This window comes from Granulicella rosea (genome assembly GCF_900188085.1).
GTDB lineage: Bacteria > Acidobacteriota > Terriglobia > Terriglobales > Acidobacteriaceae > Edaphobacter > Edaphobacter rosea.
The window spans coordinates 483,452-508,432 of the sequence record NZ_FZOU01000004.1; the positions used below are offsets into that span (position 1 = coordinate 483,452).

Here is a 24,981-nt window from a genome sequence, read left to right on the forward strand (position 1 = left end):
TGATCTTTCGACATCTTTCTGCCGCAAAGCGGATAATACACCGGGACCGCGTTAAGAGTTACCCAAAATGCCTGTTTTCCGCATCGGCCATCAAACTCCTGAAGCGCGACTTCCGTCTAAACATCCAACACGTTAGTTCCAACATGGAATCACATTAGAGCATCATTCGCACGTCCATTCGTGCTGAAAAGGGCAACAACATGAGCCAGGAGTACAGTCGGGGCGAACGTCAGCCAGGCGTTCAGGACGGAGCCCAGCTGGGCGCGTCGTTTGAGGCTCACAACTCAGAATCCTACGGCGGCCGCGAAGGCCGCGCCTTCGAGGAGCGCAACGCGAAGCTGGCGCACGAGGTCGTCGACAAGAAGAGCCACGCCTGGATCTGGATCCTGCTGATCCTTCTCATCGCCGCGGCCGTCTTCTTCCTTCGCCGCAACAAGGACGACAAGAGCGCGGGCGCCGGCGCGGCAGGCGGCAAGGCAGGCGGCGGACGAGGCCAGCAGGGTCCGCCCGCCATCACCACCGCGGAGTCGAAGACCGGCGACATGCCCGTCTATATCAACGCGCTTGGCACCGTCACGCCGACCAACACCGTTACGGTCTACAGTCAGATCACCGGCCGCGTGCTCTCGGTTCATTATCAGGAGGGCCAGCTCGTACGCAAGGGCCAGCCGCTGATCGACGTCGACCCCGCGCCGTATGAGGCTACGCTGCGCCAGGCCGAGGGCACGCTCGAACACGACCTCGCCGTGCTTGCGCAGGCGCGCATCGACTACGACCGCTACAAGGCCGCCTACGCCCGCAACGCCATCGCCAAGCAGCAGGTCGACGACCAGGAGCAGGCGGTGAAGCAGTACGAAGGCACGGTGAAGACCGACCAGGGCACGGTGCTCTACGACCAGGTGCAGCTCTCGTACTGCCACATCGTCTCGCCGATCACCGGCCGCGTCGGCCTGCGGCTGGTCGACCCGGGCAACACGGTCTTCTCGGGCACGGGTTCGACGCTCGCGGTCATCACGCAGGTCAGCCCCATCACCGTCGTCTTCAACGTCTCCGAAGACGACCTGCCCGCGGTGCAGGCGCAGTTGAAGGGCAAGCGCCAGTTGGAGGTCGACGCATTCGATCGCTCGAACGCGAACCAGCTCGAAGCCGGCACGCTGAACTCGCTGAACAACCAGATCGACACCACCACCGGTACGATCAAGTTCCGCGCGAGCTTCCAGAACGCCGACCTGACGCTGTTCCCCAACCAGTTCGTCAACGCGCGCCTGCTGGTCAACACGCTGAAGTCCGTGACGCTCGTCCCCACGGTCGCCGTGCAGCATAACGGCACCGCGGCCTTCGTCTACGTCGTGAAGGCGGGCGCGGACGGCAAGGGCCCCACCGTCGCCGTGCAGCCCATCACCACGCAGAGCAACGACGCGAACAACACCGCCGTGACGGGTCTTGACGCCAACACCACGCTCGCCACCAGCGGCTTCGACAGGCTCGAGAACGGCGCCGAGGTCACGACCAAACAAGCAGGCCAGAAGGGCGCCGACAGCAAGCCCTCCGCGACCGCCACGGGTGCTCCGTCTCGATGAATCCTTCCCAGCCATTTATTCTGCGCCCGGTCGCCACCGCCCTGTTGATGGTGGCGATCTTCCTCGCCGGCGGCGTCTCGTACTTCCAACTGCCGGTCTCGGCGCTGCCCGAGGTCGACTACCCTACCATCCAGGTGCTGACGTACTACCCCGGCGCCAGCCCCGATGTCGTCGCCTCCGCCGTAACGGCGCCGCTTGAACGCCAGTTCGGCGAGGTCGCCGGCCTCAGCCAGATGACCTCGACCTCGGCCGGCGGCGTCTCGGTCATCGTCATGCAGTTTCAGCTCTCGCTGAACATCGACGTGGCCGAGCAGGAGGTGCAGGCAGCCATCAACGCGGGCCAGAGCTACCTGCCCGCCAACCTGCCCACGCCGCCGATCTATTCGAAGTCCAACCCCGCGGACGCGCCCGTGCTGACGCTTGCGCTCACCTCGAACGAGATGGCGCTCTCGCAGGTCGAAGACCTCGCCGACACACGCTTCGCGCCGAAGATCTCGCAGATCTCGGGCGTCGGTCTGGTCAGCATCTCCGGCGGACAGAAGCCCGCCGTGCGCATCCAGGCCAACCCCACCGCGCTCGCCAGCTACGGCATCAACCTCGAAGACCTGCGCAACGCGCTGACCGGCACCAGCCTCAACTCCGCCAAGGGCAGCTTCGACGGTCCGCAGCAGGACTACACCATCAACGCGAACGACCAGCTCACCTCGAGCGGCGATTACAAGCAGGTCGTCGTCGCGTACAAGAACGGCGCGCCGGTGATGCTGACCGACGTGGCGAAGATCGTCGACGGCGTCGAAAACGCGCAGCTCGCCGCGTGGATGAACTACACGCCCGCGGTCATTCTGAACATCCAGCGCCAGCCCGGCGCGAACACCATCGCGGTCGTCGACTCCATCCAGAAGCTGCTGCCGACGCTCGAGGCCACGCTGCCGAAGTCGGTGCATGTGCAGATCACCACCGACCGCACCAGCGAGATTCGCGCCTCGGTCGCGGACGTCTGGTTCGAACTGGGACTGACCATCTTTCTGGTCATCGCGGTGATCTTCATCTTCCTGCGGTCGATCTCGGCGACCATCATTCCGGCGATCGCCGTGCCGCTCTCGCTGGTCGGCACTCTGGGCGTGATGTACCTCGCGGGCTACTCGCTCAATAACCTGACCATGATGGCCCTGACCATCTCGACCGGCTTCGTCGTCGACGACGCCATCGTCATGATCGAGAATATCTCGCGCTACATCGAAGAGGGTGAAGCGCCGATGGCCGCGACGCTGAAGGGGGCGGAGCAGATCGGCTTCACCATCCTCTCGCTGACCGTCTCGCTCATCGCGGTGCTCATTCCGCTGCTCTTCATGGGCGACGTCGCGGGCCGTCTCTTCCGGCAGTTCGCGGTCACGCTCGCGGTCACCATCGTCATCTCGGCCTTCGTCTCGCTGACGCTGACCCCGATGATGGCCGCGCGCCTGTTGAAGCACACGCCGCCCAGCGAGCAGGGCCGCTTCTACAACATCACCGAGCACTTCTTTGAACGCATCATCGCCTTCTACGGACGCACGCTGAAGTTCGTGCTCGGCTACCAGACCATCACGCTGCTCGTCGCGGTCGTCACGCTCTGCCTCACGGTCGTGCTCTATATGACCGTGCCCAAGGGCTTCTTCCCTACGCAGGATACGGGCATCATCCAGGGCATCACGCAGGCCGGCGCCGCAACCTCCTTCAAAGCCATGACCGAGGCCCAGCAGAAGATCTCGAAGGTCCTGCTCGACGATCCGGCGGTCGAGAGCATCTCGTCCTTCATCGGCGCGGACGGCACCAACACCACGTTGAACAGCGGCCGCATCCAAATCAATCTGAAGCCGCTGGGCTCCAAGGACGGCGAGCGCAATCTCTCCGCCACCGCGGTCATCGACCGGCTCGGACCGAAGCTCGAAAAGGTTGAAGGCATCAAGCTCTACATGCAGCCGATTCAGGACCTCACGGTCGACGACCGCGTCAGCCGCACGGAGTATCAGTACACCCTCGAAGACCCGAACCAGGCCGAGCTGAACCAGGTGACGCACGACTTCGTCGCCGAACTCAAGAAGCTGCCCGAGCTCTCGGACGTCGTCACCGACCAGCAACTGGGCGGCAAGGCGGCGCAGTTGGTCATCGACCGCGCCACCGCGACGCGCTTCGGCATCACGCCCTCGGTCGTCGACGCCACGCTCTACGACGCCTTCGGCCAGCGCCAGATCAACACGATGTACACGCAGTTGAATCAGTACCACGTGATCCTCGAGACCGATCCCAGCTTCCAGACCAATCCGAACAAGCTGCAGGACATCTACATCCAGGGTTCGAGCACGGGTACGATCGCAGCCACGGCCGCAAGCACGCAGGGCTCGTCCGCCGGCGCCGGTTCCGGCTCTTCGAGCAGCACCAGCTCCACGCTGACCGCGTCCGCGACCAACGGTGTCTCCACCACCAGCTCGAACTCGCTCGCCTCCAGCACCGCCAGCACGAACAACATCACCAGCTCGAACACCGGCTCCGCGTTGACCGCCGCATCCACCAGCGCGAGCACCAACAGCAGCACCGCGACCGGCGCGACCTCCACGGCCGCGACCACCTCCACCAGCGGCACCTCGCGCTCCACCTCCACCACCGGCGCCACCACGACCGCCACCAGCGGCGGAGGCGGCGGCAGCAGCTCCTCGAACACCGCCACCGCCGCGACACCGGTTCCGCTCAGCGCCTTCACCCACTTCGAGACGCAGAGCGAGGCGCTCTCGATCAACCACCAGGGCCAGTTCCCGGCCGTCACCGTCTCGTTCAATCTCGGCGCGGGCACGTCGCTCGGACAGGCGCTCGACGCCATCGACAAGGTCATCGCGAAGTCGAAGTTTCCGCAGAGCGTCGTCGCCAACTACCAGGGCACGGCCGCCGCCTTCCAGAACTCGCTCTCGAACGAAGGTCTGCTCATCCTCGCCGCGCTGGTCACGGTGTACATCGTGCTGGGCGTGCTGTACGAGAGCTTCGTGCATCCCATCACGATTCTTTCGACGCTGCCCTCGGCCGGCGTCGGCGCATTGCTTGCGTTGCGGCTCTTCAATCTCGACCTCGACATCGTCGCCATCATCGGCATCATCCTGCTGATCGGTATCGTGAAGAAGAACGGCATCATGATGGTCGACTTCGCGCTCGAAGCCGAACGCAACCACGGCATGAACGCAACCGACGCGATCTACCAGGCGTCGCTGCTGCGCTTCCGCCCCATCCTGATGACCACCATGGCCGCGCTGCTCTCGGGTATTCCGCTGGCCTTCGGCTCGGGCATCGGCAGCGAGCTGCGCAAGCCGCTCGGCGTGGCGATGGTCGGCGGCCTCATCTTCTCGCAGGTGCTTACGCTGTACACCACGCCGGTCATCTACATCTTCTTCGACAACCTGGGCCGGCGCTTCTCCAAGCACCCCAGCAAGACCACGGTCGCACAGCCCGAGACGGAGGCCGCATAATGTCGACCGGCGAGCACCACGACCACCATCCCGAGCCGGTCGACGGACCCAATCTTTCGCGCGTCTTCATCGAGCGCCCGGTTGCGACTATCCTGCTCACCATCGCGGTCGCCATCGCAGGCGCCATCGCCTTCGCGGTGCTGCCGGTGTCGCCTCTGCCGCAGGTGGACTTCCCGACGATCACGGTCGCGGCCAGCCTGCCGGGCGCAAGCCCCGACATCATGGCGTCCTCGGTCGCCACGCCGCTCGAACGCCAGTTCGGCCATATCGCCGGCGTGACCGAGATGACCTCGACGAGCTCGCTCGGCACCACCGGCGTCACGCTGCAGTTCGATCTTTCGCGCAATATCGACGGCGCCGCGCGCGACGTCGAAGCCGGCATCAACGCGGCCCGATCCTATCTGCCGCAGAACCTGCCCGCCAACCCGACCTACCGCAAGGTGAACCCGGCCGACTCGCCCATCCTCGTGCTCGGTCTGCAGTCCGATGTCTACGACGTACCCACGCTTTATGACGAGGCCTCGACCGTCATGGAGCAGCGCATCTCGCAGATCACCGGCGTCGGCCAGGTGACGGTCGTCGGCGCATCCCTGCCCGCGGTGCGCGTGGAGATCAATCCCAACCAGCTCGCCAGCTACGGCATCAGCCTGCCGCAGGTCCAGCAGGTCATCGCCGGACAGAACGCCAACACCGCCAAGGGTCAGCTTTCGAACGGCGACGAGACCATCGACATTCTCGCGAACGACCAGATCACCAAGGCCGTCGCCTACAAACCACTCGTCATCGGTTATCACAACGGCGGCGCGGTGCGGCTGCAGGACGTCGCCGATGTCGTCGACTCGCAGCAGACCATCCGGCAGGCCGGCTTCCTGAACGGCAAGCTCTCGGTCAACATGCTCATCTTCCGGCAGCCGGGCGCGAACATCATCACCACGGTCGACGCCATCAAGGCCGCGCTGCCGTCGCTTGCGGCAACCATCCCCAAGGGCCAGCACCTGGTCATCATCCTCGATCGCACGCTGACCATTCGCGCCTCCGTCTCGGACATCGAACGCACGCTGGTCATCTCGGTGCTGCTTGTCATCGGCGTCGTCTTCGTCTTCCTGCGCAACGTTCGCGCGACGCTCATCCCCGCCGTCGCCGTGCCGGTCTCGCTGATCGGCACCTGCGCGGTCATGTACCTGTGCGGCTTCTCGCTCGACAACCTTTCGTTGATGGCGCTGGCGATCGCCAGCGGCTTCGTCGTCGACGACGCCATCGTCGTGATGGAGAACATCACACGTCACCTGGAAGAGGGACTCGGTCCACTCGACGCGGCGCTCAAGGGCGCGAAGGAGATCGGCTTCACCGTCTTCTCCATCTCGGTCTCGTTGATCGCCGTCTTCATACCGCTGCTGCTGATGGGCGGCATCATCGGCCGTCTCTTCCGCGAGTTCGCCATCACTCTCTCGACCGCCATCGTCGTCTCGATGGTCATCTCGCTGACGACGACGCCGATGATGTGTTCGCGCGTCCTCGTCCCCGAGCACGACATCGAACACGGCAGGCTCTACAACTGGAGCGAGCGCGTCTTCGACGCCATCCTGAAGTTCTACCGGCGCACGCTGAACTGGACGCTCAACCACCCCGCGCTGATCCTGATCGTCTTCCTCTGCACGATCGCGCTCAACGGTTTTCTACTGACGCGGGTGCCGCTGGGCTTCTTCCCCCAGCAGGATACCGGCGCCATGACCGGCGGCATGCAGGGCCCGCAGGACACCTCCTTCTATGCCATGAAGGCCTCGGTCCAGCAGGCCACGGCCATCATCAAGGCCGACCCCGGCGTACAGAACGTCATGGCCTTCACCGGCGGCCAGGGCGCCACGAACGGCGGCTTCACGTTCGTCGCGCTCAAGCCGCTTGGCAAGGGCAAGGACGACCGGCAGGATTCGGTCGAAACCATCATGGCCCGGCTGCGTCCGAAGCTCGGACGTGTGCAGGGCGCGCAGACCTTCCTCCAGCCCGTGCAGGACATTCGCATCGGCGGTCGGCAATCGAGCGCGCAGTATCAGTACACGCTGCAGGCCGAGACCACCCAGGACCTGCAGAAGTACGGCCCGATGCTGCTGACCGCCATGCGTCACGCGCCGGGCTTCCAGGACGTAAACACGGACCAGCAGAATCTCGGCCTGCAGGCTCTGCTGACCTACGACCGCCCGACCGCCGCGCGGCTCGGCATCACGCCGCAACTGATCGACAATACGCTCTACGGCGCCTTTGGCCAGAGCGAGGTATCGACCATCTACTCCGAACTGAACCAGTACTACGTGGTGATGGAGGTCGCGCCGAAGTATTGGCAGACGCCCGAAGGACTGAAGAGCACGTGGATCATCCCGAACGCGCAGGGTGGCGCGGTGCCGCTGGCCTCGGTCGCGAAGTATGCGCCTTCGACCTCGCCACTGGGGATCAACCATACGGGCCTGTTCCCCTCGGCCACGGTCTCGTTCAACCTGGCGCCGGGTGTGTCGCTCGGCCAGGCGACGCAGGAAATCGGCAATCTACTTGAAAAGATGAACGTGCCCAGCGGCGTCAAAGGGCAGTTTTCCGGCACGTTGTCGGCCTTCAAGGACTCGTTGAACAGCGAAGTTTACCTCGTGATTACGGCCATCATCGCGGTTTACATCGTGCTGGGCATTCTGTATGAGAGCCTGGTGCATCCGCTCACGATTCTCTCGACGCTGCCTTCGGCCTCGGTTGGCGCCATGCTTGCGCTGGTGCTGACCAACACCGAGCTCGACGTGATGAGTATCATCGGCATCATCTTGCTGATCGGCATCGTGAAGAAGAACGCCATCATGATGATCGACTTCGCGCTGAACGCCGAGCGGAATGAGGGCAAGAACACGCGCGACTCGATCTATGAAGCCTCGATGCTGCGCTTCCGTCCAATCCTGATGACGACCTTCGCGGCGCTCTTCGGCGCGGTGCCGCTGGCGCTCGGCACGGGCATCGGGTCGGAGCTGCGGCGGCCGCTGGGCATCAGCATCATTGGCGGCTTGATCGTGTCGCAGGTGCTCACGCTCTATACGACGCCCGTCATCTACCTCTTTATGGATAACCTCCGCCTGAAGGTGCAGGGCGATAAGGACGCACGGCTCTTCGGACCGCGCCGCGAGCACAAAGAGGTAACCGCATGAAGGCTCGCCGCTTCCACTCTCGTCATCCTGAGCGTAGCGAAGGACCCCCGTATTTGCTTTTCGTTCGGCGCAACACCGCTGTTCGCCTGGAGAATCAGAACAATATGACTCACCCCGCCAAACTCGCAGCCACCGCAGCTCTCATACTTCTCGCAGGCTGCCGCGTAGGCCCCAAATACACCACTCCCGCCACCCCGGCGCCGCCAGCCTTCAAAGAGTCCGCGCCTGCGGCATACGCCAACACGCCCGACGGGACATGGCAGCCCGCGGCGCCGCAGGACGCGATGCTCAAAGGCAAGTGGTGGGAGGTCTTCCACGAGCCCGAGCTGAACGCGCTCGAAGACGGCCTGAACATCGACAACCAGAATATCGCCCAGTACTTCCAGAACTTCATGGCCGCGCGCGCGCAGGTCCGCGAGGCTCGCGCCGCGTACTACCCGACGGTCTCGGTCGCGCCGTCTTACCAGCGCACGCGCACGCCGGGCACGCTGCGGAACTCCGTCTCGACGACCAGCGGAACCTCGACCGGAACCGGGACAGGCGGAACCGGCTCGACCGGGACGACGACCTCGACGACCGCCACCAGCGGCAGCACCGCCACCGTCATGTCCCTGCCCTTCGACGTCTCGTGGGAGCCGGACCTCTGGGGCAAGGTGCGCAACACCGTGCGCGAGTACCAGTACGCCACGCAGGTCTCCGCCGCCGAGCTCGAAAACGAGCGCCTGACCGAACAGGCCTCCCTCGCCGAGTTCTACTTCGAGCTGCGCGGACAGGACGCCCTGCAGGACGTGCTGAACAAGACCATCGAGGCCGATAAGAAGTCGCTCGAACTAACCCGCGCGCTGGTCGAGACCGGCATCGACAGCCCCGAGGCCGTCGCCGAGGCCGAGGTCACGCTGCGCAACGCGGAGGAGACCGGCATCGGCGTCGCCACCAATCGCGCCATCTACGAGCACGCGATCGCGACGCTGATCGGCAAGCCGGCGTCGAGCTTCTCGCTGCCCGTGCGGATGCTGACCGCCGACGCGCCGCCGATCCCGCTCGGCCTGCCCTCGCAACTGCTGCAGCGCCGGCCGGACATCGCCGCCGCCGAACGCACCATGGCCCAGGCCAACGCGCTGATCGGCGTCGAAAAGGCCGCCTACTACCCGACGCTATCGCTCACCGGATCGGGCGGCAACGAGTCGTCGACCATCTCGAAGCTCTTCTCCGCGCCGGCGTTCTTCTGGTCGCTCGGCTCAACCGCCAGCGAGACGATCTTCGACGCCGGACTGCGCCGCGCCACGGTCGCGCAGTACACGGCGACCTACAACGCGGATGTCGCGGCCTATAAACAGACCGTCCTCACCGCCTTCCAGCAGACCGAAGACTACATCGCCACGGTCCGCATTCTGTCGCAGCAGATCGCCAAGCAGCAGGAGGCAGTCGCCGCGGCGCAGCGCTACCTCAATATCGCGCAGGCGCGGTACGAGACCGGCCTCGACCCATACCTGGACGTCATCACCGCGCAGAACACACTGCTATCCGACCAGCAGACCTTGGTGACTCTGCACGTGAGCGAGATGACCGCCGCCGTACAGCTCGTGCAGGCGCTGGGAGGTGGCTGGGATACCACGCAGCTTCCGGCTGCAGGCGCGGTCAACACACCCGGAGCGGCGGCACAGGTGTCGAATACGCCGTAAATCGTGTTGTCTCATGGGCTCATGCCGCCTCAAAGAAATCGCCTCGGGGCTCTCACCCCGAGGCGTTTCGCTTTTCAGGGAAAAACTTGTAACCTCCGCATATGCCCGTGAGAGCGTCCCGCCTTTGAGTTGGCCGCGCAACTATCTCACTACCTTCTCTGGAAGTGAAACTGAACAAATATGAAGAACGTCCAGATTGTCGACGGCGCCGTCAACGCAACCTTCAGCATCTTTCAGGCAACAGACTCGGAGTTTGCGCTGATCTTTCCCGCAGAAGGTCAGGACCTTGAGGTCGTGGAAGATTTTGTCGAACGGGTCGGCGAGCGAACCGCAGGAGAGACGCTCACCCCCGTGTGGAGCCGCCCAATTCACAAGCGCGACGCACAAGGCATCCACGGAACGCTTTACTACGACTACAAGAACAAGGCCAATCGCCTGCCCGCGTCCAGGCGTGAGATCGATCGTCTTCCCGGTCAGATCAACGAGGCGCAGCGAGCCTTATACGCGAAGCTCAGAGAAGAGGAAGCCTAAGGCTCCGCAACCGGTCATATAAAGTCACCCATTACCCATGCCCATCGGAAAACTGACACTCGAACTCTCGATCCCCCACGCGCAGTCGCTGAAGGACCGCCGCCAGGTCGTCCGCTCGCTCAAGGACAAGCTGCGCAACGGCTTCAACGCCTCGGTCGCCGAGCTGGACGAGGCGACGGTCTGGAACCGCGCGACCGTCGGCATCGTCGCCATCTCCGGGTCGAACTCTTACCTCACCGGCCAGCTTCGGGAGATCGACGACGCAGCCCAGCGCATCTGCGTCACGCTTGGGGCGGAGATTCAGGACTCCTTCGCCGAAATTCTCGAAGAGTAACCTCCTCCAGCGAAAGCCCGTCGAATTTGTTACGCTAGAGTGTTTAGAGAAGAGAACCATGCCCGAACCACGCGCCAGAACCTACCACCGCAACCGCGTCGCGAACTCCTTCTCCGAGGAGATCGGCGCCATGCTCGAAGGCGAGCTCTCCGACCCGCGCATCTTTCCCTCGGTCGTCACCGAGGTAGTGCTCGCGCCCGGCGGCAAGTCCGCGCGCGTCTTCGTTGCCGTCCACGGCGGCGAGGAGGAAGAGGCCTCGACCCTTGCGGCGCTCACCACCGCACGCGGCTTCATCCGCGCGCAGATCCGCGAACGCATGGGCGTACGCCACGTACCGGAGCTGGTCTTCGCCATCGATCGCTCCGAAAAGATGACCGGCCGCATGGACGAGCTGCTCGGCCGCATGCGCAAGCGCGAGAAGAAAACCGCCCCCGGCGACACGACCACGACCCAGGCCGCGACCGAGAAGCCAGCCGCGCAGCCTGCAAAAGCATGACCGCTCCCGCCGCCAATCTGACGGAAGCCGCTTCCATTGCGACGCTGCTCGCGACCTTTCGGGCGCATCCGCACTTCATTCTGACCTCGCACCTCAGCCCCGATGGCGACGCGATCGGCTCGGTGCTGGGTCTCGCGGGTCTGCTGGAGCAGATGGGCGCGACCACCGAGTGCATCTTCGCCGACCCGATTCCCGCGATCTATCGCACGCTGCCCGGCGTCGACCGCATCCGGCATGCAAGCGCCGCACTCCATCCAACAGCGCCCGCGATTCTGCTCGAATGCGACGTGGCGCGCTGCGGCCTGAAGGATCTCGACGGCCGCCTGATCGTGAATATCGACCATCATGCCAGCGCGCGGCCCTTCGGCGCCATCAACTGGATCGACGACTCCGCCTGCGCGGTCGGCGCCATGGTCTGCCGCATTGTGCAGGCCGCCATGGCCGAAGACCCGAGCATCGTGATCACCCCCGGCATGGCGACCTGCCTCTACACCGCCATCCTGACCGATACCGGCTCCTTCACCTACGCGGCCACCGACGCCCGCACCTTCGAGGTCGCGCACGAGCTGATCCAGGCCGGGGCATCGCCTCACGGCATCGCGCGGGACGTCTACTTCTCCAATCCTTTCAGCAAGTTGCGCCTGCTTGGCACGGCTCTGCGCAACCTGAAGCGCGAAGGGCCCTTCGCCTGGACGACCGTCACCCAGCCGGAGCTGGACGAGGCCGGCGCCAGCACCGACGAGTGCGAAGGCATCGTCAACTTCCTCATCGGCATCGATGGTATCGAAGCTGCGTTCTTTCTGCGCGAGATGCCGGATGAGAAACAGATTCGCGCCAGCCTGCGCAGCAAGAGCGCCATCGACGTTGCGCGCATCGCCGAACAGTTTGGCGGCGGCGGCCACCGGGTCGCCAGCGGCTGCACCCTGCCCACGCCCATCCCCGAAGCCACCGAGAGCATTCTCTCCCGGCTTCGCGCCAGACTCGACTGAACCCGACGGACAGAACCTGTGAATGAGCTGTCACAACCCGTCGCGTCCGAGCCGCCAGAGCCAGCGTCTCGCCCCGGTCTGCCCGAGCGGGCGCTGAGTGGGCTCCGCAAGCTGCGCAAATCGCCCGCCCTGGCCAATCCTGGCGAGGTGGTCGTCCTCACCCTGTTCACCGTCTTTCTGATGATGTTCGGGCTCGTCCCACACTTTGGCGGCGACCAGCTCGGCCTCGTCGGCGCCGATGAACCTCGCTATGCGCAGATCGCGCGCGAGATGCTCCAGACCCACGAGCGGACCTGCGACGCACTGCATGCGGAGATGATGCCGCGCAGCCTGCGCGCCGCGGACATCCATGCCTCGATCACCTGCACGGTCGCGGGCACCGTGACGCCGATCCTGAACGGTCATCCCTGGCTCGAAAAACCAGCCCTCTACTACTGGCGCGCGATGGGGTTCTTCCGCGAGTTCGGCGTCTCGGACTGGGCGGCCCGGCTGCCCTCGACCTCCGGCGCCTTTTACCTGATCGGCCTGATCTTCCTGCATATGCGGCGCTTCCGCCCCGGCGGACACCTCGACGCGGCGCTCATCACCGCCTCCTGCGTGGGCATCATCGCCTTCTCCCGCGGCGCCAGCACGGACATGCAGCTCGCCGCGCCATTCTGCATCGGCATGCTGGGCTGGTATGCATGGTACGAGACCGGCAAGAAATTCTGGCTCTTCGACCTCTACTTCTTCGGCGCGGCGGCGACGCTGGCCAAGGGACCGGTCGCGCCGTTCATGGCCTTCGCCATCATCACGCTCTTCGTCGCGCTGCGGCGAGAGTGGTCCATGCTGCGCCGGATGATCTGGTGGCCGGGCATCGTCCTCTACCTGGTGATGGTGCTGCCCTGGTACATCGCCGTGCAGCGGCGCAACCCGACCTTCTACCGGACCTTCTTCGTCGAGCATAACCTCGAACGATTCGCCACCAACCGCTACCAGCACCATCAGCCGCCGTGGTTCTACCTCGCCGTGCTGCTCATCGGCCTGATGCCCTGGACCGTGATCGCCATCCGCGCGCTGATCGACGCCATCCAGGTCTCGATCGCGGAGTGGAAGGTCCGGCACAAACCCCAGCGTTATCTTGGACATACGCGCGCCGGTGACGCCTTTCCGGAGTTCCTCGTCCTCTGGGCGCTCTTCCCGATTCTCTTCTTCTCGTTCGCCGGCTCGAAGCTGCCGGGCTACATTCTGCCTTCGATTCCGCCGCTGACGATTCTCACGGGCGACTATCTCTCGCGCATCCGCCGCATCGGCATGAAGGGCTGGATGCTCTGGTCGCACGCCGCGCTCTGCGCGATCCTGGTCTTCGTGCTGACGCTGGCGCCGCAGCACATGACCTACGGCACGCTGGTTCCCTCGCCGGGCTGGCTTGAGATCGCGGGCGGCGCGGCGCTGGTCATGGGCGCGATCGTCTTCTTCACCATTCGCTACTGGGGCATCACCAAGGTGCGGACGATCACGCTGCTGCCGGTCTGCGCGGCGATGGTCTTTCTGCTCGGCTTTCACGGCAAGGATCTGGACATCAACTACTCGGCCCGTCCGCTGGCGGCGGAGCTGGCAAAACAGGCGCCCGGCGTGAAGCTGATCGCGACCCAGTCCGTGCGGCGAGACCTCGACTATGGCCTGACCTTCTATCGCAACCAGCCCATCATCCACTACGATCCCGACGGTGTGCCGGACGCGGAGCATCTGCTGGTGATTCGCGGCAGCGACGCGCCACAGCTCGAGCACTGGCTGGCCGGCCGCGTCTACGAACCGCTCTTCCTCTACGACGCACAGGGCCTCGCCGCCTACCGGGTCTACGCGCGCCCCTGATGACGGATACCCAGCACCAGTTTGAGATTCTCGACCTGCGCCACTTCTCCGCGAAGCAGCTTCGCCCGCTGCTGGAGCAGGAGGCGCAGCTCTGGCAGCGGCGGCTGCGCTGGGACTACCGGTCTTCCACCGAACTGCTTCTTCAATATCTGGACTCGCGCATCCTGCCCGGCTTCGTTGCGCTCAGTCGCGGCAAGGTCTGCGGTTATACCTTCTGCGTCTACGAAGGGCACAAGGCCGTCATCGGCGACGTGTATGTCGCACAGGAGATCGAATCAGGACTCGCCGCCACCCAGGCGCTGACCGGCCACCTGCTCGATGTGCTGGAGGCCTCGCCCGATGTCGAGCGCATCGAGGCGCAGTTGCTGCTCTTCGACGCCGGAACCCTGACCCGGCCCTTCGCCGGACAGGCGCCGGGGCAGGGCTTCGTCATCTTCCCCCGGCTCTTCGAGGAGTGCGATCTGAAGGACATCGCCGCGATGGTGCGCGCGCACTGGAGCCCGGTCGCCGTGCCGGGCGAGCTCGAACTCTGCGCCTGGGCGCCGGGCTTCTATCAGCCGACGGCCGAGCTGATTCACGCCGCCTACGAAGGCCACATCGACGCGCAGATCAACGACCAGTACCGCACGCTGCATGGCTCGCTGCGCTTTCTGCACAACATCGTGCGCTTCCCCGGCTGCGGCGTCTTCGACGCGGCCTCTTCATGGATACTGCGCGACCGGCGGACACACCTGCCAGTCGCCTCCGTCCTGTGCTCGCGGATCTCGCCGAACGTCGCGCACGTCACGCAGCTCTGCGTCTCGCCCCACTGGCGCGGCCGCCGCCTGGGCGAGACGCTGATGCGCCACTGCATGCAGCATCTTCCCGCGCAGGGCTACACCGCCCTGACCCTGACCGTCACCGAGGCCAACGAACCCGCCGTCCGGCTCTACCGGGAGCTGGGATTCACGACCAGACACCGCTTCGACGCCATGGTGCGCGATAAAGGCGGCCAACCTCACCGGATACCGCTCGACAGCTTTAGCGATCGTTAGGGTGTTACGATCTTGATCGTGGACTATCGAAATGGAAACGAAAAGCGGCGGTAAGAAGAAGTTTGATGCGTACATCGAGGCGGTAAAGGACCAGCAAAAAAGCGTTCTGTGGCCCGATGTGCTTCGAGGTGGCCGTTCTGTTGACGAGTTGTTTTGGAAAGGTGCGAGAGACGCTCCTCTAATTCAACGTATCGGAGTCGCGATCTTTGCGCTTGCCTACCTAGCCGTGGCCGTGGTGTTTGTTTCCATTGCGATCGAACAAGCGAGCTGGGCCGCTTGTCTCTTTGCAGCTTTACTCTTCGGCGTTGGCGCATGGTTCGTCCGAAATGCACTCAGAAAGTAGAGCGACGGCACCGGGGAAGTTCACTTGTATGACGCCTGTTTCCGCCAGACCACCAGCCACAGCAGCAGACACATCACCGTGCCGCCGCAGGTGTCGAGCAGCACATCCGAAAACTGGCCCGTACGGCTGGGGATCATCGTCTGGTGTATCTCGTCCGCGCTGGCGACCGCAAACGTACATGCGATCGCCGCCAGGCACGACCGCCAGCGCCAGCTTGCCGTGCTCATGGCTTCGCGGGTCCCAAAGGAGAGCAGCCAAGCCCGCAGAAACGTCAGGCAGACCGCGCCATAGCCGAGAAAATGCCCTGTCTTGCGGATGAGATGATGCACGTCCGCCCATGCGTCGTCGTTCATGGGGCCGAAGATGTGCTGCACTACCGGTCGCAGCCAGTCGCTCGTATTCTCGGACGAAAACGTATTCGTCGACTCCGCCACGATGCAGGCCGCGGCGATCATCGCCGGCAGCCAGACCCCAAGACTCCAAAACCCCGAGGCGCGCCTTCGCAGCATCTCGGGGTTCGGCTTGTAGAAGAAAACAGAGAGCATGGCTCTACGCTAACAGCTACTCCACGTGATAGTTCGGAGCCTCGCGCGTGATGACCACGTCGTGTACATGGCTCTCCTTCAGGCCCGCGTTCGAGATACGCACGAAGCGCGCCTTCGTCTGCAGCTCTTCGATCGATCCGCAGCCGAGGTAGCCCATGCCCGAGCGCAAACCGCCGACGAGCTGGTAGACCATCGCCTCCAGCGGACCGCGATGCGGCACGCGACCTTCGATACCCTCCGGAACGAACTTCGCCAGCCGGTTCGGCGTCTGGCCCTCGCGCGCGGTCAGCGAGGTGCGTTCGCCGGCGGTGATCTCGTTCATGTCGTCCTTGCCCTGGAAGTAGCGCTCGCCCGAGCCCTGCGCCATGGCCGAGAGCGAGCCCATGCCGCGATACGCCTTGAACGAACGGCCCTGGTAGAGGATCGTCTCGCCTGGGCTCTCGTCCACGCCGGCGAAGAGCGAACCCATCATGACCACGCTTGCGCCGGCCGCGATCGCCTTCGTGACATCGCCCGAATACTTGATGCCGCCGTCCGCGATGACCGGAATGCCGTGCTTCGAGGCCGCGCGGTGCGCCTCGGAGATGGCCGTAATCTGCGGCATGCCCGCGCCCGTGACCATGCGCGTGGTGCAGATCGAACCCGGCCCGATGCCGACCTTGATCGCATCCGCGCCCGCGTCGATCAGCGCCATCGCGCCGTCGTAGGTCGCGACGTTACCGGCCAGCAGCGGGATGTGCGGAAATGCCTTCTTGCACTCCGAAACCGCCTCCAGCACGCGCGACGAATGGCCGTGCGCGGAGTCGATTGCCAGTGCGTCGACACGCGCGGCAACCAGCGCGGCGGCGCGTTCGAGGAAGTCGCCCGTCGCGCCGATGGCCCCTGCTACCCGCAGTCTGCCCTGTTCATCTTTCGACGCGTTTGGGTACTTCAGCTTCTTCTGGATGTCCTTGACCGTGATGAGGCCCTTCAGCTCGTAGTCGTCGTTCACCACCAGCAGCTTTTCAACGCGATGCTGATGCAGGATCGCCTCGGCCTCTTCGAGCGTCGTGCCGACCGGCACGGTGATGAGATTCTTCTTGGTCATCACCTCGCCGATCAGCAGGCTGGTTTCGTTCACGAAGCGCAGGTCGCGGTTGGTCAGGATGCCGACCAGCTTGCGGTTCTGCGTGACCGGCACGCCGGAGATCTTGAAGCGCCGCATCATCTCAAGCGCCGCCGCGATGGGCTGGTCGGGCGAGATGGTCACCGGGTCGACGATCATGCCGCTCTCGGAGCGTTTGACTTTGTCGATCTCGCCGGCCTGCTGCTCGATCGTCAAATTTCGATGAACGACGCCCATGCCGCCCTGTTGAGCCATGGCGATCGCCAGCCGCGACTCGGTCACGGTATCCATGGCGGCCGACATCAGCGGCGTGTTCAGGGTGATGGTCTTGGTCATCTGCGTCTGCGTGCTCACCTGCGTGGGCACTACGTCTGAGTAGGCGGGGACGAGCAAAACATCGTCAAAGGTCAGAGCTTCGGGAATCGTATCAATAATCATAGTTTTCGCAATCGCGGTGGCATGGCTTTAAGGTCGCCGCCGCCGTCTGAGTTTGATCGATTGTAGAGAGGTATAGGTAGGACCGCAAATGCGGGCCGGCGGAACGCACCGAAGACGGTGCAGGAAGCCAAAGAAGAGCCTTCCCGCTCGACTCCGCAGAAAGTCTTGTCGCGCGGACACTTTTCGCCCCTCGCGCACGATCCGCAACGGAGAGCGATGGGCAAGGCCAGTCGCGAAACTCAACGCTATCCTCTGGGCGGCGTTTTCACTTCCGGCTCGAAAGCCGCCTCTTGAAGATTCTTCCCTGCTGCCGTAGAATCTAATTTGCAGACGAATCCGTTCTGCCGCAAGTAAGCTGCCGTGGTCAGACCGGCGATGTGGCGGAAGAGACGAGTGGGCCAGAGCCCACTTTTTATTTGCTCTAAAAACGGTTCGGCGTCGGCCTGCAAAGCAATAGAAACAAAAGATTTAGAGGGTGCAGTCAAGTATGGCGTTGCAGTTGGATACAATTCGGACGATCGCGGATCGCGTCGCGGCATCGCACCACCTGGAGGTCGTCGAGATCGACTTTTCAGGCGGCGCCAAGCACCGTACGCTGCGTGTGTTCATCGAAAAGGACGCCGCCGCACGCGCCAAATTGGCCGAGATTGCACAGGCTCAGGAAGGCGTCGACGAACCCATCGTCGAACTGCCCAAGGGCGTGCCGGTCGAGATGCTCTCCGGCGTCACCCATGAGGATTGCGTGGCGTTTGCGCAGGACTTCGGCACGGTGCTCGACGTCGAGGATGCGATTCCCGGCGCGGAGTACACGCTCGAGGTCTCGTCTCCGGGACTCGAGCGCAAGCTGGGCAAGGCCGACGACTACACGCGTTTTCGCGGCAGTCTGGTCAAGCTCCAGACCTTCAGCGCGGTCAACCAGAACCGGCACTTCCAGGGCCGGTTGACGAAATTCGAGGGCGGTCTACTCACGCTCGACCTTTCCGCCATCAAACAGAAGGGCAAACCGAAGAAGGCTGCCAGCACGGAGCAGGTCGTCGAGATCGCCCTCACCAACGTCGAGAAGGCTCACCTGCTCGCCGAGATTTAGTTCCGCCGGATGCAAGGTCTTCCGGATGTTTTTTTGAGCAGCACACGCAGTACGGACCCCATGAAAGCCGAGTGAAGCAATGGCAAGCATTCTGTACCAGTCGATTGAAACGTTGAGCCGCGACAAGGGCATCGAGCCCGAGGTCGTTGTCGCCGCGGTGGAAGACGCCATCGCGCTCGCCACCCGTAAGTACTACAAGACGCAGGAGAACGTGCGCGCCGAGATGGACCGCGAGACGGGCGAGATTCGCGCCTATGTCTATAAGACCGTCGTCGAATCGCAGGAGCAGGTCGAGGACGAGATCAACCAGTTGACGCTGGACACCGCGCGCGAACTGGCCCCCGAGGTTGAGGTCGGCGGCGAGCTGCGCTTCTATAAAGACACCACCCCGCTCGGCCGCATCGCCGCGCAGATGGCCAAGCAGGTCATCTTCCAGAAGGTGCGCGAGGCCGAGCGCGACACAGTCTACAACGAGTACAACCACCGCGCCGGCGAGGTCATCAACGCGACCGTCAAGCGCCTGGAGCCGATGGACATCATCTTCGACGTAGGCAAGGCCGAGGCCCGCATGCCGAAGCGCGAGCAGTCGCGCCTGGAGCAGTTTGCCGTGGGCGAACGCGTTCGCGTGGTCATGCTGCGCGTCGACCGCGCCGCCAAGGGCCCGCAGGTGATCGTCTCGCGCGCCGCGCCGGCCCTGGTGCAGTCGCTCTTTCAGTCCGAGGTGCCCGAGATCTATGACGGCACCGTCACCATTCGCGCCATCGCGCGCGAGGCCGGCGAGCGCACCAAGATCGCCGTCATGAGCCGCGACAAGGACGTCGACCCGGTCGGCGCCTGCGTGGGCATGAAGGGCATGCGCGTGCAGTCGATCATCCGCGAACTGCGCGGCGAGAAGATCGACATCATCGAGTTTTCGGAGGAGATCACGACCTTCGCCGAGAAAGCGCTGCAGCCCGCGAAGGTCAGCCGCGTCTCGATCACGGACCTGGCCGAGAAGCAGATCGAGGTCATCGTCGACGACACGCAGCTTTCGCTCGCCATCGGCAAGAAGGGTCAGAACGTACGTCTGGCCGCCAAGCTGCTGCAGTGGAAGATCGACATCAAGTCCGAGGAGGAGAAGCGCCAGGAGGTCGAGCAGCAGATGCAGGCCATGTCCGGCGGACCTTCGACTCCGATCGAGGCGGTCACCGAGCTGGGCGAGCATGTGCTCGAGAAGCTGATCGCCGCCGGCATCACGACGGTCGAGTCGCTCGCCGACATGACCGCCGAGGAGCTGGGCGAGGTGCCCGGCATCGGCGAGAAGTCGGTCGAGAAGATCTCGGTCGCCGTACGTCACTACTTTGGCCAGTACGAGGAGGGCGAAGCTCGCCCTGCCGTGGAGGTTAGTTCCGTGGAACAGACACCGGAAGAGATTCTCGCCGCCGAAGCCGGCAGCGAAGAGGGCGCGGTCGAGTCGAACGATATCTCGACCGAAGACATTCAGGCTGAAGAAGATGCAGCGAGCGACGCCAACTCGGATGCGGATGCGCGCGAAGAGTTGATCGAAGCGGATAACGATTCTATCGACGAACTTGTCGACCAGGCACAAGAGGTGTCGGACGAAGGGATCGATTCGGACGGACACGACCGTGGCTAGCCCCAGGGGCTGGTACGGTCGCAACCGCACAACCAAACATTCATTTGAGCGCGAAACCTGCGATTTCAGTGATAATAGAGTAGAAACGCTCAACTTCACGAGGCTGACCATGAACAGCTGAACGACAGAGGAAGCGAAAAGGGACGGATGATCAAAGTTCGAATCAACGATCTTGCACGGGAACTGGAAGTAAAGAGCAGGCCGATTCTGGATGCGCTCGAAGCACTTGGCGTCACCGGAAAGACCCACTCCAGTTCCATCGACCCCGACCAGGCCGATCGTGTGCGTAATTATTTCAACGGCGGCAATCGCGGCGGCTCCGGCTCCAGCAGCCGTTCGTCGACGTACGACAACCGGCCGAAGATCGACCTCTCGCAGGCGTCGAAGCCGGGCGACGCGATGCGCGCGATTCTCGAGCGTCGCAACGCCGAGAACGCCGCGCGGAACGCTCCGCCAGTCGTCCATCAGGCGCCGCAGCGGCCCGTGCAGGCTACGCCCGCTCCGGTTGCGGTCGTGCCGCCGGTCGCGGCGCCGCCCGTGGCGCGCCCTGCGGCTTCGGTCGCTCCGGCAGCCCCGGTTCGTCCCCCCGTCATTGCCGCTCCCCCTGTCGCACCGGCTCCGGTCGTTGCCGCTCCAATCGCTCCAGCGCCTGTTGCGACGGTGGTAGCGGCTCCGGCCGCTGCCGCTCCCGCTCCTGTGGCCCCTGCCGCTCCGGTGGTCCCGCCGCCTGCTCCGCCCGTCGCGGCCGCCGCGCCGGTCACTCCCACGGGAGCTCCCGCGCCGCGCCGCATCGTGCCCCTGCCGAACCAGGGCGCCCGCATCATTGCGCCGGCTCCGACGGCTCCTGCCATCGCGAGCCGTCCGCCGGAACGGCCCGTCGTGGCCGCTCCGCCACGCTTCCCCATCACCAACCCCGGCCCCGGCGTTCTCAGCCGGCCTGCCGCGACAACGCCTGTCGTTGTTGCGGCGCCGCCCGTCGCCAAGCCTCCGGTCGTCGCATCCCCGGCTGGAGCAGCCCCCGTCGTCCCGGCGCCGGCAGCTTCCGCCGAGACGGCGCCCGTCGCGGAAAACACCTCCGCGGCCGAGGCGACCGAGACGACTCCCGTGGTTGCCGCGCCTGCCGGTCCTCCTGCGCGCCGCGTCATCATGCCGCAGACCGGGCCGCGTCCGATCTACACCGCTCCCGCGCCTGTACCCGGCGCGCCGCCGCGTGGCCGTCCGATCTTCGAGCGCCCACGTCCCGGCTTCCCTGCCGGACCTCCGGGTTCTCGTCCGCCTTCGACGATGGCACCCGGCGCCCGGCGTCCCATGCATCCGACACGCTCGTTCCCCGGCGGCCCTGGCGCTCCCGGTGGTCCGGGTGGACCGCCGCGTCCCGGCTTCACCCCCGGCGCGCGCCCTGGCTTCCCGCCTCGGCCCGGCTTCCCGCCGCGTCCGGGTGGAGCGCCTGGCGTAGCGCCTGGACCGGGTGAGACCCCGGGCGGCCTGCGTCCCGCGCGTCCCGGCCAGCGCCGCGGCGGTCAGCGCTACGAGAAGGTGAAGGAAGGCCCGATGAAGGGCTTCCAGCCGCCACCGCGTTACGGCGGCCAGTCCTTCTCGCGCGAGCCCATGCCGATCACCAAGACCATCACGGTGACCGAGGGCATCAGCGTCAAGGATCTCGCCGAAAAGCTCGACGTACGCGGTAAGGACCTGATCGCAACGCTGCTGATGAAGGGCGTATTCGTCACCGTGAACCAGTCGCTCGAGGGCGAGCTGGTCAAGGAGGTCGCGCGCCAGTTCGGCGCCGACGCCCAGGTCATCTCGGTTGAAGAGCAGTTGGAGAATGAGGCCATCGAAGGCTTCCTCGAAGACACCTCCGGCATGGTCGAGGTCGTCCGCTCGCCGGTCGTCACGGTCATGGGTCACGTCGACCACGGTAAGACGTCGCTGCTCGACGCCATCCGCGCGACCGACGTCGCCAGCGGCGAAGCCGGCGGCATCACGCAGCACATCGGCGCCTACAAGGTGAAGATCACGAAGCCGGACTCCCCGGCCTTCGGACGCGAAATCGTCTTCCTCGATACTCCGGGTCACGAGGCCTTCACCCGCATGCGTGCACGCGGCGCCAAGGTGACCGACATCGTCGTCATCGTCGTCGCGGCCGACGACGGTGTGATGCCCCAGACCATTGAGGCCATCGACCACGCACGCGCGGCGAAGGTGCCGATCATCGTGGCCGTCAACAAGATCGACAAGCCCGAAGCGAACGCGCAGAAGGTCATCATGCAGCTCGCCTCGCGCGGCCTGCAGCCCTCCACCATGGGCGGCGATGTCGAGTTCGTCGAGGTCTCCGCGAAGAAGCGGCTGAATCTGGACGCGCTCGAAGAGATGATCTGCTACGTCGCCGATACGAACGAGCAGAAGGCCCAGCCGGATCGTCCCGCCGTCGGTACGGTCATCGAAGCCAAGCTGGATCGCGGACGCGGCGCAGTCGCTTCGATCCTCGTCCAGAACGGAACCCTGCGTACGGGCGACAGCTACATCGTCGGCAATACGTTCGGCAAGATTCGCGCCATGTTCGACGATCGTGGGCAGTCGATCACGGAAGCAGGACCTTCGACCCCGGTCGAGATCCTCGGTCTCGAAGGCATGCCGGACGCCGGCGACACCTTCCTGGTCATGGCGGATCGCGACAAGGCCAAGGGCATCGCGCAGTACCGCAAGATGAAGGAGCGCGAGGCGCAGTTGGCGAAGTCGAGCCGCGTCTCTCTCGAAGGCCTGGCGGAGCAGATCAAGCAGGCCGGCATGAAGGACCTCAACATCATCGTCAAGGGCGACGTGCAGGGTTCGGTGGAGGTTATCGCCGAGGATCTCTCGCACATGTCGACCGAGAAGGTGCGGGTCCGCGTGCTGCACTCCGGCGTGGGCGCGATCACCGAGTCCGACGTGCTGCTGGCGTCGGCCTCGAACGCGATCATCATCGGCTTCAACGTGCGTCCGGATCGCAAGGCCGCCGAGGTTGCCGAGCGCGAGAACGTCCAGATTCGTCTGCACTCGATCATCTACGAGCTCCGCGAGGAGATCGAAAAGGCGATGTACGGCCTGCTCGATCCGGTGTTCAAAGAGAACTACTCGGGGCGCGCGGAGGTGCTGCAGGTCTTCAAGATCACCAAGGTCGGTCAGATTGCGGGTTGCCGCGTGACCGACGGCCTCATCAAGCGGTCGGCGCAGGCGCGCCTGATGCGCGATGGAGTCGAGGTCTGGAAGGGCAAGATCAGCTCGCTCAAGCGCATGAAGGACGACGTATCCGAGGTCCGCGAGGGCGTCGAGTGCGGTATCGATCTGGCCGGACACAAGGACATCCGCGCCGGCGATATCATCGAGACCTTCACCACCGAGAAGCTGGCCGACGAGCTGGGTGCCAACACCGAAGCCCAGCGCAAGGCCGCTCGCGCGGAGAAGGAAAAGGCCGACGCTGCCGCTGCATCGGCTCCTGTCAACGCGTAACAACTTCCTGCTGCAACAACGCCAAAGGGCACATCCTCGGATGTGCCCTTTGGCATGGCTTCAGGCCGGCCGATTACGGCTGGCCCATACCGCCGCCGGCGCCGTAGATGTTTCCTGTCGTATAGCTGGCGTCCTGCGAGGCGAGCTGCACGTAGATCGACGCCAGCTCCGCCGGTTCTCCCGGACGCCCGAGCGGGTAGTTGCCGCCGAAGACGGTGTACTTCTCCGGCTGGGCGCCGCCGCTGATCTGGAGTGGCGTCCAGACCGGACCCGGCGCCACGCCGTTGATGCGGATGCCCTTGGGTCCAAGCTGTTTGGCGAGCGACTTCACGAAGTTCATCGTCGCGGCCTTGGTCTGGGCGTAGTCGTAGAGATCGGGCGATGGGTCGTACGCCTGCTCGGACGTGGTCGCGATGATGGTCGAGCCGGGCGGAAGATGCGGCAGCGCCGCGCGGATGATCCAGAAGGGCGCGTAGATGTTGGTCTTCATCGTCCAGTCGAAGAGCTCCGTCGTCATGTCGAGGATACTGGGCACCGAATGCTGGCGTCCGGCGTTCGAGACGACGATGTCGAGTCCGCCGAGACCCGCGACTGCCTCGGCCACGAGCTTCTTGCAGAAGGCCTCCTCGCGCAGATCTCCGGGGATGGCGATGGCCTTGCGTCCGGCGGCGCGGATCAGCGCAACGACCTCTTTTGCATCCGGCTCTTCGGTTGGGAAGTAGTTGATCGCGACATCGGCGCCCTCGCGCGCGTAGGCGATCGCGGCTGCGCGTCCCATGCCGGAGTCGCCGCCGGTGATGAGCGCCTTGCGGCCCATCAGGCGGCCGGAGCCCTTATAGCTAGTCTCGCCATGATCCGGACGCGGCTCCATCTTGCTGGCGAGGCCTGGCCAGGGCTGCGGCTGCACCTTGAACGGCGGCTTCGGGTACTTGGTCGTGGGATCCTGGATCGGCTGGGCAGTGCTCCCGGCCATGGTTCCGCTCTGCGCGAAGGCGGGTGTAGCGGTGACGGCCGCGACAGTCGCCAGTCCGGCCCCGATGCCGCTGACGAGCTGGCGGCGTGAAAGTGGCTTTTCGTCTTCAAAGGTCATTGTTCACAATCTCCTGGAGCTTGGAGTGCGCCTGCCAGTGGCGAGTTGTGTTTGCCGCCCGCCAGCTTTCGACACGATCCA

At 64.6% G+C, this 24,981-nt stretch carries 18 protein-coding genes; 14 read left to right on the forward strand and 4 right to left on the reverse strand.

Features of this window, described 5'->3' with window-relative positions:
- The first annotated feature begins 200 nt into the window (after nt 1-200).
- From CHB87_RS13890 to CHB87_RS13940, 11 genes are all read left to right on the forward strand, one after another.
- Nucleotides 201-1,580, forward strand: a complete 1,380-nt coding sequence (locus CHB87_RS13890) for an efflux RND transporter periplasmic adaptor subunit (protein WP_245817990.1) — start codon at nt 201-203, stop codon at nt 1,578-1,580.
- Entirely contained in the window at nt 1,577-5,071 is a 3,495-nt protein-coding gene (locus CHB87_RS13895) for an efflux RND transporter permease subunit (RefSeq protein ID WP_089409027.1), read from the forward strand. Before CHB87_RS13890 ends, CHB87_RS13895 begins: the two co-directional genes overlap by 4 nt.
- Entirely contained in the window at nt 5,071-8,247 is a 3,177-nt protein-coding gene (locus tag CHB87_RS13900; protein ID WP_089409028.1) for an efflux RND transporter permease subunit, read from the forward strand. Before CHB87_RS13895 ends, CHB87_RS13900 begins: the two co-directional genes overlap by 1 nt.
- 104 nt (nt 8,248-8,351) lie before the next feature.
- Nucleotides 8,352-9,929 (forward strand): efflux transporter outer membrane subunit, encoded by a 1,578-nt coding sequence (locus CHB87_RS13905; protein ID WP_089409099.1) that lies wholly within the window; start codon nt 8,352-8,354, stop codon nt 9,927-9,929.
- 180 nt (nt 9,930-10,109) lie between these two features.
- On the forward strand, nt 10,110-10,460 hold the full coding sequence (locus CHB87_RS13910) for a hypothetical protein (protein WP_089409029.1): 351 nt from the start codon (nt 10,110-10,112) through the stop codon (nt 10,458-10,460).
- A 37-nt stretch (nt 10,461-10,497) separates the two neighbouring features.
- Nucleotides 10,498-10,794, forward strand: a complete 297-nt coding sequence (locus CHB87_RS13915; RefSeq protein WP_089409030.1) for a DUF503 domain-containing protein — start codon at nt 10,498-10,500, stop codon at nt 10,792-10,794.
- Between the two features lie 58 nt (nt 10,795-10,852).
- Entirely contained in the window at nt 10,853-11,290 is a 438-nt protein-coding gene (gene rbfA / locus CHB87_RS13920) for a 30S ribosome-binding factor RbfA (RefSeq protein WP_089409031.1), read from the forward strand.
- Nucleotides 11,287-12,279 carry a DHH family phosphoesterase gene (locus tag CHB87_RS13925; RefSeq protein WP_089409032.1) on the forward strand — a complete coding sequence of 331 codons (993 nt, stop codon included), beginning with the start codon at nt 11,287-11,289 and terminating at the stop codon, nt 12,277-12,279. Before rbfA ends, CHB87_RS13925 begins: the two co-directional genes overlap by 4 nt.
- Before the next feature lie 18 nt (nt 12,280-12,297).
- Nucleotides 12,298-14,133 (forward strand): ArnT family glycosyltransferase, encoded by a 1,836-nt coding sequence (locus CHB87_RS13930; RefSeq protein ID WP_342743567.1) that lies wholly within the window; start codon nt 12,298-12,300, stop codon nt 14,131-14,133.
- Complete coding sequence (locus CHB87_RS13935; RefSeq protein ID WP_089409033.1) at nt 14,133-15,167, forward strand: GNAT family N-acetyltransferase; 1,035 nt, start codon at nt 14,133-14,135, stop codon at nt 15,165-15,167. The genes CHB87_RS13930 and CHB87_RS13935 overlap by 1 nt, the downstream gene beginning before the upstream one ends.
- Before the next feature lie 31 nt (nt 15,168-15,198).
- Nucleotides 15,199-15,510, forward strand: a complete 312-nt coding sequence (locus CHB87_RS13940) for a hypothetical protein (protein WP_089409034.1) — start codon at nt 15,199-15,201, stop codon at nt 15,508-15,510.
- A 20-nt stretch (nt 15,511-15,530) separates the two neighbouring features.
- Here the strand turns inward: CHB87_RS13940 and CHB87_RS13945 are convergent, their stop codons facing one another.
- The 3 genes from CHB87_RS13945 to CHB87_RS22475 all read right to left on the reverse strand — a co-directional run bounded on the left by CHB87_RS13945 (nt 15,531) and on the right by CHB87_RS22475 (nt 18,083).
- Entirely contained in the window at nt 15,531-16,055 is a 525-nt protein-coding gene (locus CHB87_RS13945) for a VanZ family protein (RefSeq protein WP_245817991.1), read from the reverse strand.
- 16 nt (nt 16,056-16,071) lie between these two features.
- The gene (gene guaB / locus CHB87_RS13950; RefSeq protein WP_089409035.1) at nt 16,072-17,598 is read right to left on the reverse strand and encodes an IMP dehydrogenase; all 1,527 of its coding nucleotides are present in this window, start codon (nt 17,596-17,598) and stop codon (nt 16,072-16,074) included.
- 245 nt (nt 17,599-17,843) lie between these two features.
- Complete coding sequence (locus CHB87_RS22475; RefSeq protein ID WP_217897056.1) at nt 17,844-18,083, reverse strand: hypothetical protein; 240 nt, start codon at nt 18,081-18,083, stop codon at nt 17,844-17,846.
- 2 nt (nt 18,084-18,085) lie between these two features.
- Here CHB87_RS22475 and CHB87_RS13955 point away from each other — a divergent pair, with 2 nt between their 5' ends.
- The 3 genes from CHB87_RS13955 (at nt 18,086) to infB (ending at nt 23,810) form a co-directional block, all read left to right on the forward strand.
- On the forward strand, nt 18,086-18,685 hold the full coding sequence (locus CHB87_RS13955) for a ribosome maturation factor RimP (protein WP_089409036.1): 600 nt from the start codon (nt 18,086-18,088) through the stop codon (nt 18,683-18,685).
- 79 nt (nt 18,686-18,764) lie between these two features.
- Nucleotides 18,765-20,321 (forward strand): transcription termination factor NusA, encoded by a 1,557-nt coding sequence (gene nusA, locus CHB87_RS13960; RefSeq protein ID WP_089409037.1) that lies wholly within the window; start codon nt 18,765-18,767, stop codon nt 20,319-20,321.
- Nucleotides 20,322-20,468: 147 nt separating this feature from the next.
- Nucleotides 20,469-23,810, forward strand: a complete 3,342-nt coding sequence (gene infB, locus CHB87_RS13965; protein ID WP_089409038.1) for a translation initiation factor IF-2 — start codon at nt 20,469-20,471, stop codon at nt 23,808-23,810.
- Between the two features lie 73 nt (nt 23,811-23,883).
- Here infB and CHB87_RS13970 read toward each other — a convergent pair whose 3' ends face one another.
- Entirely contained in the window at nt 23,884-24,900 is a 1,017-nt protein-coding gene (locus tag CHB87_RS13970) for an SDR family oxidoreductase (protein ID WP_089409039.1), read from the reverse strand.
- Between the last annotated feature and the right edge of the window lie 81 nt (nt 24,901-24,981).

What these genes read in the sequence shown, in the direction of transcription:
- CHB87_RS13945 (WP_245817991.1), bottom strand. Translation starts at nt 16,055, where the DNA reads ATGCTCTCTGTTTTCTTCTACAAGCCGAACCCCGAGATGCTGCGAAGG.
- CHB87_RS13905 (WP_089409099.1), top strand. Translation starts at nt 8,352, where the DNA reads ATGACTCACCCCGCCAAACTCGCAGCCACCGCAGCTCTCATACTTCTC.
- CHB87_RS13895 (WP_089409027.1), top strand. Translation starts at nt 1,577, where the DNA reads ATGAATCCTTCCCAGCCATTTATTCTGCGCCCGGTCGCCACCGCCCTG.
- CHB87_RS13890 (WP_245817990.1), top strand. Translation starts at nt 201, where the DNA reads ATGAGCCAGGAGTACAGTCGGGGCGAACGTCAGCCAGGCGTTCAGGAC.
- CHB87_RS13910 (WP_089409029.1), top strand. Translation starts at nt 10,110, where the DNA reads ATGAAGAACGTCCAGATTGTCGACGGCGCCGTCAACGCAACCTTCAGC.
- nusA (WP_089409037.1), top strand. Translation starts at nt 18,765, where the DNA reads ATGGCAAGCATTCTGTACCAGTCGATTGAAACGTTGAGCCGCGACAAG.
- infB (WP_089409038.1), top strand. Translation starts at nt 20,469, where the DNA reads ATGATCAAAGTTCGAATCAACGATCTTGCACGGGAACTGGAAGTAAAG.
- guaB (WP_089409035.1), bottom strand. Translation starts at nt 17,598, where the DNA reads ATGATTATTGATACGATTCCCGAAGCTCTGACCTTTGACGATGTTTTG.
- CHB87_RS13955 (WP_089409036.1), top strand. Translation starts at nt 18,086, where the DNA reads ATGGCGTTGCAGTTGGATACAATTCGGACGATCGCGGATCGCGTCGCG.
- CHB87_RS13935 (WP_089409033.1), top strand. Translation starts at nt 14,133, where the DNA reads ATGACGGATACCCAGCACCAGTTTGAGATTCTCGACCTGCGCCACTTC.
- CHB87_RS13915 (WP_089409030.1), top strand. Translation starts at nt 10,498, where the DNA reads ATGCCCATCGGAAAACTGACACTCGAACTCTCGATCCCCCACGCGCAG.
- CHB87_RS13970 (WP_089409039.1), bottom strand. Translation starts at nt 24,900, where the DNA reads ATGACCTTTGAAGACGAAAAGCCACTTTCACGCCGCCAGCTCGTCAGC.
- rbfA (WP_089409031.1), top strand. Translation starts at nt 10,853, where the DNA reads ATGCCCGAACCACGCGCCAGAACCTACCACCGCAACCGCGTCGCGAAC.
- CHB87_RS13925 (WP_089409032.1), top strand. Translation starts at nt 11,287, where the DNA reads ATGACCGCTCCCGCCGCCAATCTGACGGAAGCCGCTTCCATTGCGACG.
- CHB87_RS13940 (WP_089409034.1), top strand. Translation starts at nt 15,199, where the DNA reads ATGGAAACGAAAAGCGGCGGTAAGAAGAAGTTTGATGCGTACATCGAG.
- CHB87_RS13900 (WP_089409028.1), top strand. Translation starts at nt 5,071, where the DNA reads ATGTCGACCGGCGAGCACCACGACCACCATCCCGAGCCGGTCGACGGA.